The organism is Massilia antarctica (genome assembly GCF_015689335.1).
Classification (GTDB): Bacteria; Pseudomonadota; Gammaproteobacteria; order Burkholderiales; family Burkholderiaceae_D; genus Telluria_A; species Telluria_A antarctica.
On record NZ_CP065053.1, the window covers coordinates 6,370,008 to 6,385,616 of the forward strand.

Here is a 15,609-nt window from a genome sequence, read left to right on the forward strand (position 1 = left end):
AATGCGCCACCTTCTCGCCCTGTTCATCCTGCTTGCCGGCGCAGTTCCTGCCGGCGCCCAAACCGCCGCCCCCCAGCCGGGCCAGGTGCTCGTCTCGGGCACCGTGCCCGATGAAGCGAGCAAACAGGCCGTGCTGGCGCGCCTGCGCGAAGTCTACGGCGCCGACCTGGTGGTCGACCAGATCTCGGTCGGCCAGGTCGCCACGCCGGCCAACTGGAACGGCTATGTGCAAAAACTGATCACACCCGACCTCAAGTCGATCTCGCACGGGCAGCTCAAGATCGACGGCAGCACCGTCAGCATCAAGGGCGAAGTGGCGAGCGAAGCGACCCGCCAGAAAATTTCCGGCAACGTCGCGGCCAGCCTGAACCCGACCTACACGGTCAACAATACCTTGCGCGTGTCGGCCGCCGACCAGAGCGTGCTCGACACCACCCTGGGCAACCGCATCGTCGAATTCGAAAGCGGCAAGGCCACCCTGACCCCGACCGGGCGCGCGATCCTCGACGAGATGGCGGCAGCGATGAAAAAGCTCAAGGACCGCAAGGTCGACGTGATCGGCCACACCGATAGCCAGGGCAACAAGATCACCAACCAGAACCTGAGCCAGGCGCGCGCCGAGGCGGTCAAGACTTACCTGATCGGCGCCGGCATCAAGGGCGAGCTGCTCAGCCCCTCCGGCCAGGGCGCCGACCGCCCGGTCGCCAGCAACGACAGCGCCGACGGCCGCGCGCGCAACCGCCGCATCGAATTCCGGATGGCGCAATAAGCGCCTCCCCACTACGAGGACAACATGTTTGCAGCAGAACAGCTTTTACACCCGATCAGCGAGGACCAGCCGGCCGGCGAGGACCTGGCTTTTTCGCCTGAACTGGACGCCATCAACTTGGCGCGCAAGGCCGACGACCCCTCGCTCGACCAGGGCGAGTGGGTCACCGATATCAAGGAAGCGGACTGGGACTTCGTGGTCACGCGCTGCGCCGCCCTGCTCGAAACGCAGAGCAAGGACTTGCGCCTGGCGGTCTGGCTGGCCGAAGCGGCCGCCAAAAAACACCAGCTGCGCGGCCTGGGCGAGAGCTTTCGCGTGGTGGCCGGCCTGATCGAGCAATTCTGGGACAAGGGCCTGTACCCGGAAGCCGAGGACGACGACCACGAGCAGCGCATCGGCAACCTGTCCTGGATCCTGGGCCGCACCCCGGCCCTGGTGCGCGAAATGCGCATCACCGAAGGGGTGCGCGGCTACACCACGATCGACTTCGAAGTGGCGCGCAAGCTGGCCAATGCCAGCGGCACCAGCTACAACAATACCAACAACAGCGGCGGCGCCGCCCCGCTCAAGCTGGCCGACCTGGAAAAGGCGCGCAGCGCCAGCTCCGCCAAATTCCGCGACGCCTTCACTGCCGACGCCCAGTACTGCCTGGATTCGCTGCGCCAGTTCGAACAGGCCGCCGACGAGCGCCTCGGGCGCGACAGCCCCGGTTTCTCGAACGCGCGCGAAGCGCTGCAGAACATGGTCAGCCTGATGCCGTCCCCGGCCGCGGCGCAGGCCGCCGCCGAGCCGGTAGCGGGCGACTTCTATTACGCCGAGCCCGAAAACGACCAGGGCCCGCCGGGCGCGCCCGTACCGTCCGGGCCGCCCGGGGTGATCCGCACGCGCGAGCAAGCCGTCACCCAGCTGCGCAACGTGGCGGAATTTTTCCGCCGCACCGAACCGCACAGCCCGGCATCGTATTTCGCCGACAAGGCGGCCGACGCCGCCAACACCGAGCTGCACGTCTGGCTGCGCACGGTGGTCAAGGATGCGGGCGCCATGGCCCACATCGAAGAGTTGCTCGGCATCAAGCCGCCGCAGGACGACTAAAGGCTGGCTGGCCCGTGCCTGGCGTTGTATCTCCGCCACGGCGCGGCCCGTCCCGACCCGCTTCACATCGACGAAAAACCGGCGCCACGCCCGGGCTTTCCGGGGCATGGTCGGGGCCGGCGTGCGGCATCAACCCATTCCGCTCATCGGCTAATAATATTTCATGGAAACATTGGACGTTTCCGGTGTATCATCTAGCCAAGCATAACATTATTACAACTGACATCCCTTGAATACCATCCAGAGCATCCCAGCCGGGCACATTGCCTAAGGTCGGCCTTTTGCGGAAATCCACCACCATGTCGAACCATGTCGCAGCCCTGTCCGGCAGCTTCACCCAAACCACGCGCCTGCTGCGCCTGACCACGCCGCTGGGCGCCGATACCTTGCTGGCCGAATGCGTGCGCGGCGAAGAAACCATCAGCGCCGGCTTCAGCTTTTCCATCAGCGCGCTGGCGCTTGACGCCAGCCTCGCATTGAGCGCGCTGCTGGGCCAGCCTGCCCTGCTGCAACTGCTGACCGTCGACGGCGCCAGCCCACGCCCCTTCCACGGCCATCTGACCGCGGTCGAGCTCAACGGCGCCAACGGCGGCATGGCGCGCTACACCCTTACCCTGCAGCCGTGGAGCGTGTTCCTGGCACGCGGGCGCGACAGCCGCGTGTTCCAGGACATGACAGTGTTCGACATCCTCGATGCCGTGTTCGCCTCCTGGCAAGGCTTGGGCAAGCTGGCTCCCGCCTGGCGCTTCGAGATTGCCGAGCGCGACGTCTATCCGCGCCGCAGCCTGACCACGCAATACCAGGAAAGCGACCTGGCCTTTTGCGAACGCCTGATGAGCGAAGAAGGCTTGTTCTACTTCTACGAGCATGTGGGCGATGCCGCCAGCGACAACCTGGGCCGCCACGAAATGGTGATCGCCGACCACAACGGCGCCTTCCAGCCCAACGCGCAGGCGCGGGTGCGCTTCACCCAGCCCGGCGCGGTGATGAAGGAAGACAGCCTGGACCGCTGGAGAAGCGAGTGCAAGCTGCAGACCAATCTCGTCGAACTGATGAGCTGGGATTACCGCGCGCTCGACACCCGCCCGGTCTCGGCCGCCGCCGCGCGCCCGGGCAATGCCGAATTGGCCGTACGCGATGTGCCGGGCGCGTACGCCTACGTCAGCCGGGTCCAGGGCCAGCGCATCGCCGACAACCAGATGCAGGCGCTGGACGCCCAGCGCGAAGTGTTCACCGGCGCCGGCACCGTGCGCACCCTGGCGCCCGGCACCACCTTCGCCCTGTCCGGACATCCGGTGCATGACCGCGCCGCCAGCGAAGACGAGCGCAGCTTCGCCATCACGCGCACAATGCACCTGATGCACAACAACCTGAGCGCCGAGCTGCAGGCCGACGTCCAGCGCCAGCTCGGCGGTGCGGGGCTGGCCGCGGCCATTGCCGAAGAACAGGCCGGCAGCCTGCATGCGGTCGGCAGCGCCATGGGCCAGCGGCCGCTGTACCGCAACCGCATCGATGCGATTCCGGTGCGGGTGCCGTTCCGCGCCAGCCGCAGCGACGGCCACGGGCAATTGCTGCATCCGCGCCCTAGCGTGCGCGGCCAGCAAAGCGCGATCGTGGTCGGCCCGCCGGGCAGCGTGATCCACACCGACCGCGACCACCGGGTCAAGGTCCAGTTCCACTGGCAACGCGGCGACGCCAGCCACAGCCGGCTGGCCCATCCCCATCCGCAAGGCCATAGCGGGGCACCGGCCGACGACCTGGCCGGCACCTGGGTGCGCGTCGCCTCGCCGCTGGCACCGGTGGCCGGCGCCAACTGGGGCGGCAATGCCCTGCCCCGGGTCGGCCAGGAAGTGCTGGTGGATTTTTTGGAAGGCAATATCGACCGTCCAGTGATCATCGGCGCGCTGTACAACGGAATCGGCCGCGAGGACGCCCAGCACAACCAGGTGGCGCGCGGTGGCGGTGCCGCGACCGGCAATGCCGCGTCTTGGTTCCCGGGTAACAGCGGCGCGCACGCGCATGCGGCGGTGCTGTCCGGCCTGAAGAGCCAGGAAATGCAGGCCAGCCAGTCCGGCGTGAGTGCGTACAGCCAGCTGGTGTTCGACGACAGCCCGCAGCAGTCGCGCGTCTCCTTGCAGCGCCACGCCGGTGCGCACCAGGGCACGGCCGAACTGAACCTGGGCCACCTGCGCCACCAGACCGACAACCAGCGCCTGGCGCCGGCCGGCTTCGGCGCCGAACTCAAGACCGAGCACAGCGCCGCCTTGCGGGCCGGACGCGGCATGCTGCTCTCGACCGACTCGACCACCGGCGAACACGGGCACATGCTCGAATCGCTGCCGGCCCATGCGGAGATCACGCGCGCGCGCACCTTGCAAGTGTCGCTGGCCGAGCTGGCGCAAAACCACAACGCCATGCTCAAGGATGCGCTCGATGCGCCCGAGCCGAAGCCGGAAAAATTGCCGGCCATCGTCGGCATGGAAAACAGCATGGCGGTACTGGAAAGCACCGAGGAAGCGACAACCCTGGCGCCGTCCGCACATGGCCCGGCCGGCGGCCAGGGCAAGGTGACGGCGTACAGCGAAACCCATATGCAGTTGTCGAGCCCGGCGGGGATCGTGGCCACCACGCCGCGCGACGCGATCCTCAGCAGCGACAACAGCACCAGCATCGTGGCCGTGCATGACATTAACAGCGCGATCCAGGGCAATTACCTGCACAGCGTCAAGAATGGCATCAGCCTGTTCACCTACGGCAAGGTCGGCAGTCCCGGCAAGCCGGACCAGGAAACCGGGATCCGCCTGCACGCGGCCAGCGGCAAGTTCAGCAGCCAGAGCCAGACCGGCGAGACGCGCCTGACGGCCGAGCGCGACATTACCGTGGCGAGCAACACCGGCACCGTCACGGTGGCCGCCTCGACCCATACCCTGATGAACGCCGCCGGCGCCTTCATGCTGTTCGAGGGCGGCGATATTTCGCTGCACGGACCGGGCGTGATTACCTTCAGCGCCGGGTTTATCGATCTGACCGTACCGGCGTCGCTGCCGCTGAAAGTGCCTAACCTGCCGAAAAGCCAGGAGCTCATCGACGCCAGCGACAAGTCTTGGTTCAGTCAGCAGATCAATGCGCAAGAGGTGCTGGAAATCGACGCCGATTACGAAGGCATGCCATACCAGATATGGAAAAAAGGCGCCAAGGTCTGCCTGGCCGCCGGACAACTCAATGCGGACGGATTGTCAACGCGCCTGTTTACGGAGCAAGGCGAAGACATATCTATTATTATCGGTGACGCAAGCTGGGAAGTGTTCGCGCCTGAGCTTCCGGTACCGCCAGCAGGACATGGAGACCCAGACAATGACGAATAAAGTTCGCGACTACGAAGTTGCGCATGGAGATACGCTTTGGCGGATCGCCAAAGAAAACCGCTGCACCGTCGGTGAAATCCGGGCGCTCAATCCCAAGATCGGGAGCGGCGATCATCTCTCAATCGGTCAGTCCTTGTCAATCCCCGACCGGCTGATGGAATTCACGGTGCGTTTCCTGAATCTGTTGAAAAAACCTCCTACCGGAGTTCGGTACAAGCTGTCGGTAGGCAAAAAAGTGCTCGCCACGGATAAGGTCACCGATGAGAAATACGAAGTCACGCTGCATGTCTCCGAGGACGATGTCGTCAAAATTGAAGCACAGTTGATCGGACAAAGCGAGATGGCGCTCGTCGCCAACTGGACCGTGACGCGCGACAAGCCGGTCTTGGTCGTGCAGGTCAACAGTGCAAAGATTCCAAGCAAGACCGAGCCCCACCCGAAAACACCGGATAAGCTACCGGCGCCGACGTCATCGCCGCCCAAGCCCGGTCCCGCCGCGCCAGCGCCTGCCGCCCCTGCCGCGACGCCGCCCAAGCCGTCGTCGCCACCTGTCGCGCCCGCGCCGAAACCGGCTGGGCCGCCCGCACCGGCGAAGCCTGCACCGGCTCCGCCATCGAAACCGGCCGCAAAACCGGCCACCCCGCCGGCGAATGTCGACCAGGGCCAGGCGAACAAGAAAGGCGAGAATGCACAGGGCAAGCCGGAGCACAAGCTCCTGCCAGGAGACTGCGCATGCGGAAAGGACCTGACGCTCGAACAGTTACTCGCGGCGTTTCCTGCCCAGAAAAAGGCGATCGTCGAGAAATTTGTCGAGCCAATGAACAAGATGATGAAGAGCTATAACATCGACTCTTGCCTCCGGAAGAGCCACGCCCTGGCCCAGATCGGGCACGAATCGGGCCAGCTTCGCTATACTGCCGAGGTATTGCCGAAAGGCGTGAAAGAGGCCGATGTGTATGATGGGTACAAAGGCCGCGGCTTGATCCAGCTGACCTTCAAGACCAACTACGTCAAGTACGGTGAATTCGTCGGCAAGGATTTTTTGGGAGATAACCGCGGCAACCTCGAAAAGGTTGACGCTGCCACGGATTCGGCCGGATGGTTTTGGGTTCACGGCTATGCTACCGACCTGAACACGTACGCGGACGATAACGATCTGATTCAGATTTCGACCTCGATCAACGGTGCATTCAACGGCTTCGATGACCGCGTCGCGATTTTCAAGCGCGCCCACAAAGCATTAAACGCACCCAAATGCAAGGTGGAGAAAAACCGTAGTGCCGACTACCTGAGCTTTGAAAAAAGCTTGGCCTACAACAAACGCGACGTCGCGTTTGCGTGGGCTGTATGGAGCGATCCTGATTCTAAGAAACACGGTTTGACCAAGGATGCCGCCGTCAGCAAGGCTGCCTACCAGCGCTTTCTTGAGCTGAACAAGGCTAACCCGATTAAGAAGACGCGTTTCGGCTTCAAGTCAACCGCCGACATGATTAAATTAGCAACGGAGAAGACAAAATGAACAAGCTGGCGATGAGCGCGGCATTTTTACTGACGTGCGTTGGACAGGCGGCATCGTCCCAGGCGGGCGGCGTCGACATTCAAAAATATATTGCGCAGCAAGGCTGGACTCCCTACGAGGGCAAGAGCGCCAGCATGCCTTTTGCCGATCTTGCGCCGGTCATGTACGTGGCAAAGGGCCAGAACGCACCCAGTTGCGGATTGCTCGCGCAAGGCGTTGCGGGCCCTTTGTTCTTCGATATCCTAACGCCTGAAAAAGGCGAAAGCTATCCGCAGTGCCTGTCCATTAACGCGTCTGCCTCGTTCAATCTTGGATCCAAAAATTATGTTGTCGTGGAATACCTGGATCGGGATACCAAGGATGAAACGTACCGTTATTACTATTATCTCCACAAGGACGGGAGCGGCAAATATACGGTGGATGAGCGGCTCAACAGCGCCGGTGGCCAACGGGACACTATATCGATGAGTGCACTGAAACGCCGCCCGACAGACATCGAAGAAGGCATCAAGGTTGCGAAAGCGGACTATATCCGCCAATCGTACCCTTCCCTCGCTTTTCTTCAACGCGACTTTATATCGGATGTGGGGAGCGCTTTTGCCATTCTGAAAGACGAGAAGGCGGGGCGCTGTACATTCGTGATCGATGCGGGCAGCACGCGCGCCACCTTTACGCAAGACTACTTCGCGACGAGCGCAAAGTGTGCTGATTTTCTTGCCTCAACGCGGCTGGAAAGCAAAGGCAAGTCATTTTACCTTGGGATGTTTGCCGCGGAAGACAAATCTCGCCACCTTGCAGTTTTCTCCGTCGACAAGGAAAATCATATTGCCGCGGAAAAAGAGCTGGCGCTCTCGGCCAACAACGGCGGGAAGACTGCGGATATGAAGACGGCTAGGCAACAGCTGCAAAAAGCCTTGGAAAAAATGTAATGCGGGTCGGCGGCGTCAAGTCCGGAACAGCGAAAAGCAAGTTCTCCTTTCAAAGGCGCATGGTAAATCGGATTCAATGATTGCATATACCGTGTCGGATTCTTCCGGCTGAAACTCGCAGTACCGTCGTTCGCCCGATCGTGCAATCGCGCCAATTCAGACGCCGGCGCCGCGAGCGCGAAAAAGCGCGGGATGTATTATTTGTAGTGGAATGGCTCCAGTGTTCGAGTGGGCGCTCTAGACGCTGCCAATCGCCGTTATGGCTGCGGCATGAAGTCGACATGAAAGCTAATCAATCGCGAAAATATTTTTTTGGCGGACGCTTCCTGGCGATGCTGTCTGTGCAGCTGTGAGGATTGGCATGATCATAGCTTAAACTCCGGTAAAAATTGTCTTGACAGTGGGGCCCACTTTATCCCTCACCCAGCACGAGGTAGTAAAATGGTTATCAAAGCGATCCTTCTCTGTGGCGCGTTCCTTTTCGCACATACGGATGCGCTGGCTGGCTCGGCCGGTGGATCGCGGATCGTCTGGTTTAATCTCGCCAAGGAACCTGGTGCGGTCAATGAAAGGATCACCAGTTTTCTGGAAAGCGGCCGCGACTTCTGCTGGGATTCAGAATCGATCGTCTACATGCGCGACAAGCCTAAAGAATTTACCAGGGAGCTGGTTAAACGGGCAATCATCGAACACGATAACGCTGCCATTAAAGAACTGAATGTGCTGCTCAAGCGTCCGTACGACGAGGCACGCAAGGGATTCGACGGCATTGTGGTGTACGACGATGTATCGGCACCGCGTATGTCCAGCCTTACGACCGGGCGCAGCAAAGTGAAAACCTACATGGTCGAATCGCTCGCAGAAAGCGAGGAATGGCTGGAGTACGCATTTTGCCGGGTGTCTCCGCCAATCGTACGACGCCCGTGAAATTGAGTCCCTGCCACGAAAAACCGTGGGGTCATTCATCTTTCTCCAGAAAATATGAACATCAAAATTGCACTTCTTACCGCTTTGATTACCATGACCTCGGCAACGTCAGCGGCCATGGGGCCGTATGTGGTGTGGATCAACCTGGGGCAGAATCCGGGGACGGCGAATCTCAAGATCCGCTCGCATATAAGCAGCGAGGGGTAAAGTGGACCCATCGGTCAAGACAATTATTCAGCAAGTTTAAGCTGTGTCCGTTTCCACCGCTGCAGCTGGTCGGCGCTGCCCCGTGATTCTCTAATCATGCCGCTGGAGGGCATCATCCTCCAGTGGCCGCCCCCGGCAGGGCTTTCTACCCGCACACCGTTCCCTCAACGACCGCCTCGGCGTCGCCATACTTGTCGACGATCAGCGCTCCGCCGCCGGTCCCGCTGCGATAGACGCTGGCGGGCGTCTCGTAGCCAAGGGACTGGTGAGGACGCTCCGCGTTGTAGAACGCGAAGTACTGGGCCAATCCCACCATCAGCTCGGCCATGTTGGCGTAGCCCTTCAGGTACACGTCCTCGTACTTCACGTTGCGCCACAGGCGCTCGACGAAGATGTTGTCCAGGGCCCGCCCTCTCCCGTCCATGCTGATGTCCACCCGTTCGCGCTTGAGCACGTCCGTGAACGCCTTGCTCGTGAACTGCGAACCCTGATCGCTGTTGAACACCTCGGGCTTGCCATGCTCGCGTAGGGCGTCCTCCAGGCAGTCCACACAGAACGACGCATCCATGCTGTTGCTGAGCCGCCAGGACAGGACCTTGCGGCTGTACCAATCGATTACCGTCACCAGGTAGGCGAATCCCCGCGCCAACCGGATGTAGGTGATATCTGTCGACCACACGTGGTTGGGCCGCGTCACCGGCACGCCCCGCAACAGATACGGATACACCTTGTGCTCTGGATGAGCCTTGCTCGTGTTCGGCCCCGGCGCCATCCCGGCCAGCCCCATGCGGCGCATCAGTCGCTGCACGCGCTTGCGGTTGACGACGTGGCCCGCCGCGCGCAGGAACACCACCATGCGCCGGCTGCCGTAGAACGGCCGGTTCGTGTATTGCTCGTCGATCAGCCGGCACAACAGCAAGTCCTCGGCACCAGCATCTTCCGGCACCTTGGCAGTCAGTCGCCGGTACACCGTCGCGCGCGGCACTTCGGCCAGCTCGCACTGTCGGCTCAGAGGCAGTTCCTCGGCGCCGTCGATCCAGTTCATCCTGGCTTCCTGGCTCACACCCCCAACTTTTTTTTGAGCCAATCGACTTCCATCTTCAGCCGCCCGATCTCGCCATACAGCCGCTCTTCGTCGCCCTTGTCCTCGGCCGGCTTGGGCCCGCGCTTACCCTCGAACAGCGCCCCTGCGGACTCAAGAATTTCCTTCTTCCACTGCCCGACCAGTTGCGGATGCACGGCGTATGACTGCGCGATCTCGCTGATTGTCTTGACCCCGCGAACCGCCTCCAGGCCGACCTTCGCCTTAAACTCGGCCGTGTGTACCTTGCGCTTTTTTGCTTCACCCATTTGCTGTCATCCTTTCAAGGACGATAGCTTAAACTACCCCGTGGCCACTGTCTCAAAATGTGGATCCACTATAGGGACCGCATGCTGGGATAAACCCACTTCCCTTCTCTTCATTCGAGAGAAGCCTCAAGCCATCAGCGACGAGCTGGTCGTGCGCGCACTGGTCAACAAAGACGAAGCAGCAAAAGACAAGCTCAATTCCATCCTTAAGACTCCCTTCGGCGCCGATGCCATAGGGGGCTTCGACGGAATCATGGTCTATACGGATAAGCCCTCCCCACGCCTCTACAGCATGGGAATCGACGACGGCGTGGTGAAAGCTGCCGATATCGGCAAGGGAGAAAAAGAAAGCCTGGAGGCCCGTTTTTGCGAATTGATACCGGTTGCAAAACGAAAAATTCCTCTACGCAATCAAGTGCGGATTCGCATCACCCGGTAAGACAGAATGATGCGGTAGCGCTACGGTTTTCGCTGACCGCATGATGACGACATCTGTTCGATTGCTGAGGAAGCCATGAAAAGTGGACTCTACAATGCACTACACCAGGGGTTCGCCCGACCGAAGAAGGCATAAGACAGCCGCTATATGCGCCCGACAATAAAAGAAGGAAGAACAGCATCGGGCCGATACCGGCTCATGATCCGCACGTGGCGCGAGGCAGTGGACAAGTCTGGCAATGCCCGAGAGTTTTCTGCCTCCGGTTCAAGACCGTATCGCAGTCCTTAAACTCGGCGCGCGGGGTGCGCTTGGCCGTACTCACTTAGGTGTCAGGGCGCGCGGGACCGTCCATCCGTAGATGGCCGCGCCAATTTCACCATGCCGGCCAGCCTTTGGATAGCAGCCGACGAAGATGCTCCGGAAACGCAGCTCTTCCTAATCGACTCCCAAACACCCGGCGCCGCAATAAACGTTGCTCCCCCTTGAATACAGGACACCACGCCATGACGAAGGCACTACGCACTTCCCTCCTCCTGGCCCTTGCACTGGCCAGCCAACACGCGACGGCGGACATCACTGCCGCCGATGTGAAGAAGTACGGCAGCACGCAACATTGGGACGACGCCGAGCAGACCGGTCCAAACTCAAGATGCCGGTGGACGATATCGTCCCCATCAGCTACTCGCTTCCCAAGTCGGGCGGCCCGGCCTGCGGCCTGCTGGCGCGCGGCCCCAAGTCGCTGGTGTTTTTCGATATCCTCTCTGGGGACGACGGCAACTACCCCTACTGCGCCAATGTCAGCAAGGTGGTCGCATTCAAGCTGGCCGGCAAGTCCTACCTGGCATTCGAGTTTTGGCACCAGGCATTGAGGGACGAGGCGTTCGACGACTTCTTTTACGTGCGCAGGGACGATGCCGGCTATTGGCAGGAGGCAAAGGACGTGTCGGACCGCGCCAAGGAAGACACGATGCCCGGCAACATCAAGGACAGCATCCGCAACGTGCGCGCCAACGACATGGCCAAATCCTTCCCGGGCCAGCAGATGCTGTACCGCGATTTCATCGGCGACGACGATGGCGCGTTCGGCGTGCTGTCCAGGCCCAACGCTTGCACCTTCGTGGTCGATGCCGCAACCACGCGGGCGACCTTCAAGCACGAGGATTTTGCACCGGGCCAGCCGTGCAGCACGTTCGTCGCATCGTCGCGCTTCGACAAAGGGGCCACCGCGTACTACATCGGCCTGTTCGACGGCCCGCAAAAAAAGCGCCAACTGGCGCTGTTTTCAGTCAGCCACAACGTGATCAAGGCGGAAAAGGGCTTGGCGGCGCAAGCCGCCAGCAAGGGGCAGCTGGCCGATATCAAATCGGTCAAGCAGTTTCTGACGACGGCGGCGAAGCCGTGAGGGATGCGCTCACACCCACGCCGCAGCGAACCGCGCGCATGCGCGGCCGTTCCGGCATGCTGCTTAGTAGTCCAGGTGGTAGATCAGCGGCGTCCCGTTAGGGCTGAACATGCAAGCGATCTGCGGCGTCTTCGTCGACTCCTTGAGCCACTTGCGTTTCTTCTTGTCGACGTCGTCGGCATTCATGTTCTCCAACTCGTCCATGTCCACGGTCAGCCATTTGTAGCTGTTGACCGCCTGCACGGTGGTGCCGGCATTGGCGATCGTCCAGACACCGTGCTGATAGGTCAGCCGGGCCGCAGGAACATTGGCGATCCAGTTCAGCACTTCGCGCTGGGCCGAGGCGTCCATCGAGCTGATCAGCAAGGTGCTCAGGGGGCGCTCGCGCAGCTTGGCCAGCTTGATGGACAAGGTCTTCGCATCGCCGCTGTGACCGATGAAAATATGGTCATCGGTAAATTTTGTGCTGATCAGGTCCTTGCCGGATTTACTGCCCGCCGCCTTGGCCATTGCCTTGCGCAACTCTTCAACCGTTTTTGGTCCGTTTGGTCCCGAGGTCCAGGTTCTCTGTGCAACGATACTCATTCCAACTCCTCCCGAGGTAGTATTGATTAATGCGGCTCGACACGATCTCGGTCCAGCCACGTAGAAACTGCAATTGGCGCCCGGTACCCGCCTTCGGGCCCCGCGTGAGCGGTATCAAACCATCGCGGACCGGTCCTCACTTTATCATAATGCAATAGCAAAAAACAAATATTCCGGCGAACCCCGCGCCCCCCCGGCAGCGCCAGCGCCACGCCCGGCGCGATCATCCCGCTGCCCAGATGCCGCTTGACTGCCGGAAAACCGGCGCCGGAGGATGCCGTGCCGCCGACATCCGGTCGACACATCCGCGGCTCCGATCGCGGCCGCTTATTTGATGGTGTACTTGAACTGCCCCTTCTTGTCCGCGCTGACCTTGATCTTGGCGATCGCCACGCCTTCGGCCATCTTGGCCAGCACGGTTTCGGCGATCTCCGGCAGCAAGGTGCCGTTGAGGATATTGTCGACATTGCGCGCGCCCGAATCGACTTCGGTGCAGCGCGCCAGCACCGCTTCGACCAGCGCCTCGTCGTACGCAAACTCGGCCTTGTGATTGGCGGCGATGCGCTGGGCAATTTTGCGCATCTTCAGTTCGATGATCTTGACCAGCGCGTCGTCGCCCAGCGGGTAGTATGGAATGACCTTCAGGCGCCCCAGGAAGGCTGGCTTGAACTGCTTCATCAGGTGCGGACGAATCATCTCTTCCAGCTGTTCCGGCGTCGGCATTTCTTCCGGCGCCTTGTTCAGGCAAGCCTGCATCATCGGGCTCGAGGCCACGTTCGAGGTCAGGATGATGATGGTGTTCTTGAAGTCGATCTCGCGCCCTTCGGCGTCGTCCATCACGCCCTTGTCGAACACCTGGAAGAACAGCTCCATCACGTCCGGGTGGGCTTTTTCGACTTCGTCGAGCAGCACCACGCTGTACGGATTGCGGCGCACCGCTTCGGTCAGCACGCCGCCTTCGCCGTAGCCCACGTAGCCCGGCGGCGAGCCTTTCAGGCCCGAGACGCTGTGCGCTTCCTGGTATTCGCTCATGTTAATCGTGATCATCTTGCGCTCGCCGCCGTACAGCACATCGGCCAGCGCCAGCGCCGTTTCGGTCTTGCCGATGCCGGACGGGCCAACGAACAGGAACACGCCTTTCGGTTTGTTCGGGTCATCCAGGTTGGCGCGCGAAGTGCGCACGCGCTGCGCCACCGCTTCGATCGCATACGATTGCCCCAGCACGCGCTCTTCCAGCAAGTCCTTGAGCTTCAAGACCGTCTTGATCTCGTCCTTGACCATTTTGCCGAGCGGGATGCCGGTCCAGCCGGCGACGATTTCGGCCACCACATGGCCGTCCACCTGCACCGGCACCATCGGCGTTTCGCCTTGCAGGGTGCGCAGTTCGGTCATCATGGCCTGGATATCCTTGCCCTTGCTGGCATCCTTCTGGCCGGCGTCTTCCAGGCTGCGGCGCCCTTCCATGATTTTTTCGGTCAGCTGCTTTTCCTGCTCCCAGCGCGCCGCCAGCGCGGTGTGCTGTTCGGCGGCGGCGCTGCGCTGCGCCGCCAGCTCCTTCAGGCGCGCCACGTGCGAGCCGCCCGCGCTTTCCTCGCGCTGCAGGGCGCCCGCTTCGATGTCGATGCGTTCGAGCTTGCGCGCAAGGTTTTCGATCAGCGCCGGGGTGGCGTTCTGGCCCAGGGCAACCTTGGCGCAGGCGGTATCGAGCACGCTGATGGCCTTGTCCGGCAGCTGGCGCCCCATGATGTAGCGGTGCGACAGGCGCACCGCCTCGGTGATCGCTTCGTCGTAGACGCGCACGCCGAAGTGTTTTTCCATCAGCGGCGCCATCCCGCGCAACATGGCGCAGGCCAGTTCTTCGCTCGGTTCCTCGACCTTGATCACCTGGAAGCGGCGTGCCAGCGCGGCGTCTTTTTCGAAGTATTTCTTGTACTCGCCCCAGGTGGTGGCGGCGATGGTGCGCAGTTCGCCGCGCGCCAATGCGGGCTTCAACAGGTTGGCCGCGTCGTTCTGGCCGGCGGTGCCGCCGGCGCCGATCATGGTGTGCGCTTCATCGATGAACAGGATGATCGCGTGCGGGCTTTTCTTGACTTCGTCGATGACGTTTTTCAGGCGGTTCTCGAACTCGCCCTTGACGCTGGCGCCGGCTTGCAGCAGGCCCATGTCGAGCGTGTGGATCTCGACGCCCTTGAGCACGTCGGGCACGTCGTTGATGGCGATGCGCAAGGCCAGGCCCTCGACCACGGCGGTCTTGCCGACACCGGCTTCGCCGGTCAGGATCGGGTTGTTCTGGCGGCGCCGCATCAGGATGTCGATCGCCTGGCGGATTTCGGTGTCGCGTCCGATCACCGGGTCGACCTTGCCGGCGCGCGCGCGCTCGGTCAGGTTGGTGGTGAACTGGTCCAGCGACGGCGTCTTTGACGCGGCCTTGGCGGCCATGTCGCCGACCGGGTCGTGGCCGTCGCCATCGTTGGCGCCGGCGCCGGCGCTCGACTGCGAGGCCACCGCTTCCTGCGAGCCGGCGGCCAGCTTGTCGAGGTTATGCTTGATCTGTTCGACGTCGAACTTGCCGAACAACTTGGAGCCGCGGAAGGCCAGCTGCGCCAGTTCCGGATCGGTCAGCAGCGCTTGCAGCAAATGGCCGCTGCGGATTTCGGCAGTGCGTCCGGCCTGGATGTCGAGCGAGGCGATCAGCCAGGCGTTTTCGAACAGTTTCGGCAGGCGCACCGAGAACACGGGGGTACGCGAGTTGCCGGCCTTCAGGCGCGCGACCTCGGCCTGCAGGTCCGCTTCGAGCATGCCGGCGCTGATGCCGCACTGGCGCGCGATCAGCGCAAAGTCGCTCTTGGGCTGCTCCAGCAGGGCCAGGAACAAGTGTTCGATATCGACTTCGTACTGGCCGAGCGAGACGCAGATGCTGGCCGCGCGGGTGGCGGCGGTGCGGCTGGTCTCATTGAGTTTGCCGATCAGCGTTTTCAGGTTGATGCTCATGCAGGGTTCCTTTTAAGGGTGTTCGTTTTGTCAA

12 protein-coding genes are annotated in these 15,609 nt (G+C 61.8%); 9 read left to right on the forward strand and 3 right to left on the reverse strand.

Annotation, left to right across the window (positions count from 1 at the left end; all coding sequences use genetic code 11):
- The first annotated feature begins 1 nt into the window (after nt 1).
- The 7 genes from IV454_RS27925 to IV454_RS27955 all read left to right on the forward strand — a co-directional run bounded on the left by IV454_RS27925 (nt 2) and on the right by IV454_RS27955 (nt 8,808).
- A complete protein-coding gene (locus tag IV454_RS27925) occupies nt 2-769 on the forward strand; it encodes an OmpA family protein (RefSeq protein WP_054263115.1) in 768 nt (255 codons plus the stop codon).
- A gap of 24 nt (nt 770-793) precedes the next feature.
- Nucleotides 794-1,861, forward strand: a complete 1,068-nt coding sequence (gene tssA, locus IV454_RS27930) for a type VI secretion system protein TssA (RefSeq protein WP_206088806.1) — start codon at nt 794-796, stop codon at nt 1,859-1,861.
- Between the two features lie 299 nt (nt 1,862-2,160).
- Nucleotides 2,161-5,226, forward strand: coding sequence for a type VI secretion system Vgr family protein (locus tag IV454_RS27935; RefSeq protein WP_206088807.1), 3,066 nt, complete (start codon nt 2,161-2,163; stop codon nt 5,224-5,226).
- Entirely contained in the window at nt 5,216-6,745 is a 1,530-nt protein-coding gene (locus IV454_RS27940; protein ID WP_206088808.1) for a LysM peptidoglycan-binding domain-containing protein, read from the forward strand. The genes IV454_RS27935 and IV454_RS27940 overlap by 11 nt, the downstream gene beginning before the upstream one ends.
- A complete protein-coding gene (locus IV454_RS27945) occupies nt 6,742-7,674 on the forward strand; it encodes a hypothetical protein (RefSeq protein WP_206088809.1) in 933 nt (310 codons plus the stop codon). Before IV454_RS27940 ends, IV454_RS27945 begins: the two co-directional genes overlap by 4 nt.
- Before the next feature lie 441 nt (nt 7,675-8,115).
- Entirely contained in the window at nt 8,116-8,601 is a 486-nt protein-coding gene (locus tag IV454_RS27950; RefSeq protein ID WP_206088810.1) for a hypothetical protein, read from the forward strand.
- Nucleotides 8,602-8,655: 54 nt separating this feature from the next.
- Nucleotides 8,656-8,808, forward strand: coding sequence for a hypothetical protein (locus IV454_RS27955; RefSeq protein ID WP_206088811.1), 153 nt, complete (start codon nt 8,656-8,658; stop codon nt 8,806-8,808).
- Nucleotides 8,809-8,953: 145 nt separating this feature from the next.
- Here the strand turns inward: IV454_RS27955 and IV454_RS27960 are convergent.
- A protein-coding gene (locus IV454_RS27960; RefSeq protein ID WP_206087991.1) for an IS3 family transposase occupies nt 8,954-10,158 on the reverse strand; the annotation gives its coding sequence in 2 pieces (ribosomal slippage) (nt 8,954-9,873 and nt 9,873-10,158; 1,206 coding nt in all).
- A 151-nt stretch (nt 10,159-10,309) separates the two neighbouring features.
- Here IV454_RS27960 and IV454_RS27965 point away from each other — a divergent pair.
- Complete coding sequence (locus IV454_RS27965; RefSeq protein WP_206088812.1) at nt 10,310-10,597, forward strand: hypothetical protein; 288 nt, start codon at nt 10,310-10,312, stop codon at nt 10,595-10,597.
- Between the two features lie 655 nt (nt 10,598-11,252).
- Nucleotides 11,253-11,999: a hypothetical protein gene (locus IV454_RS27970; RefSeq protein WP_206088813.1), complete on the forward strand. Its 747-nt coding sequence runs from the start codon at nt 11,253-11,255 to the stop codon at nt 11,997-11,999.
- A 63-nt stretch (nt 12,000-12,062) separates the two neighbouring features.
- Here the strand turns inward: IV454_RS27970 and IV454_RS27975 are convergent, their stop codons facing one another.
- Entirely contained in the window at nt 12,063-12,584 is a 522-nt protein-coding gene (locus IV454_RS27975) for a hypothetical protein (RefSeq protein WP_146046525.1), read from the reverse strand.
- A 327-nt stretch (nt 12,585-12,911) separates the two neighbouring features.
- Complete coding sequence (gene tssH, locus IV454_RS27980) at nt 12,912-15,575, reverse strand: type VI secretion system ATPase TssH (RefSeq protein ID WP_206088814.1); 2,664 nt, start codon at nt 15,573-15,575, stop codon at nt 12,912-12,914.
- Nucleotides 15,576-15,609: the final 34 nt, after the last annotated feature.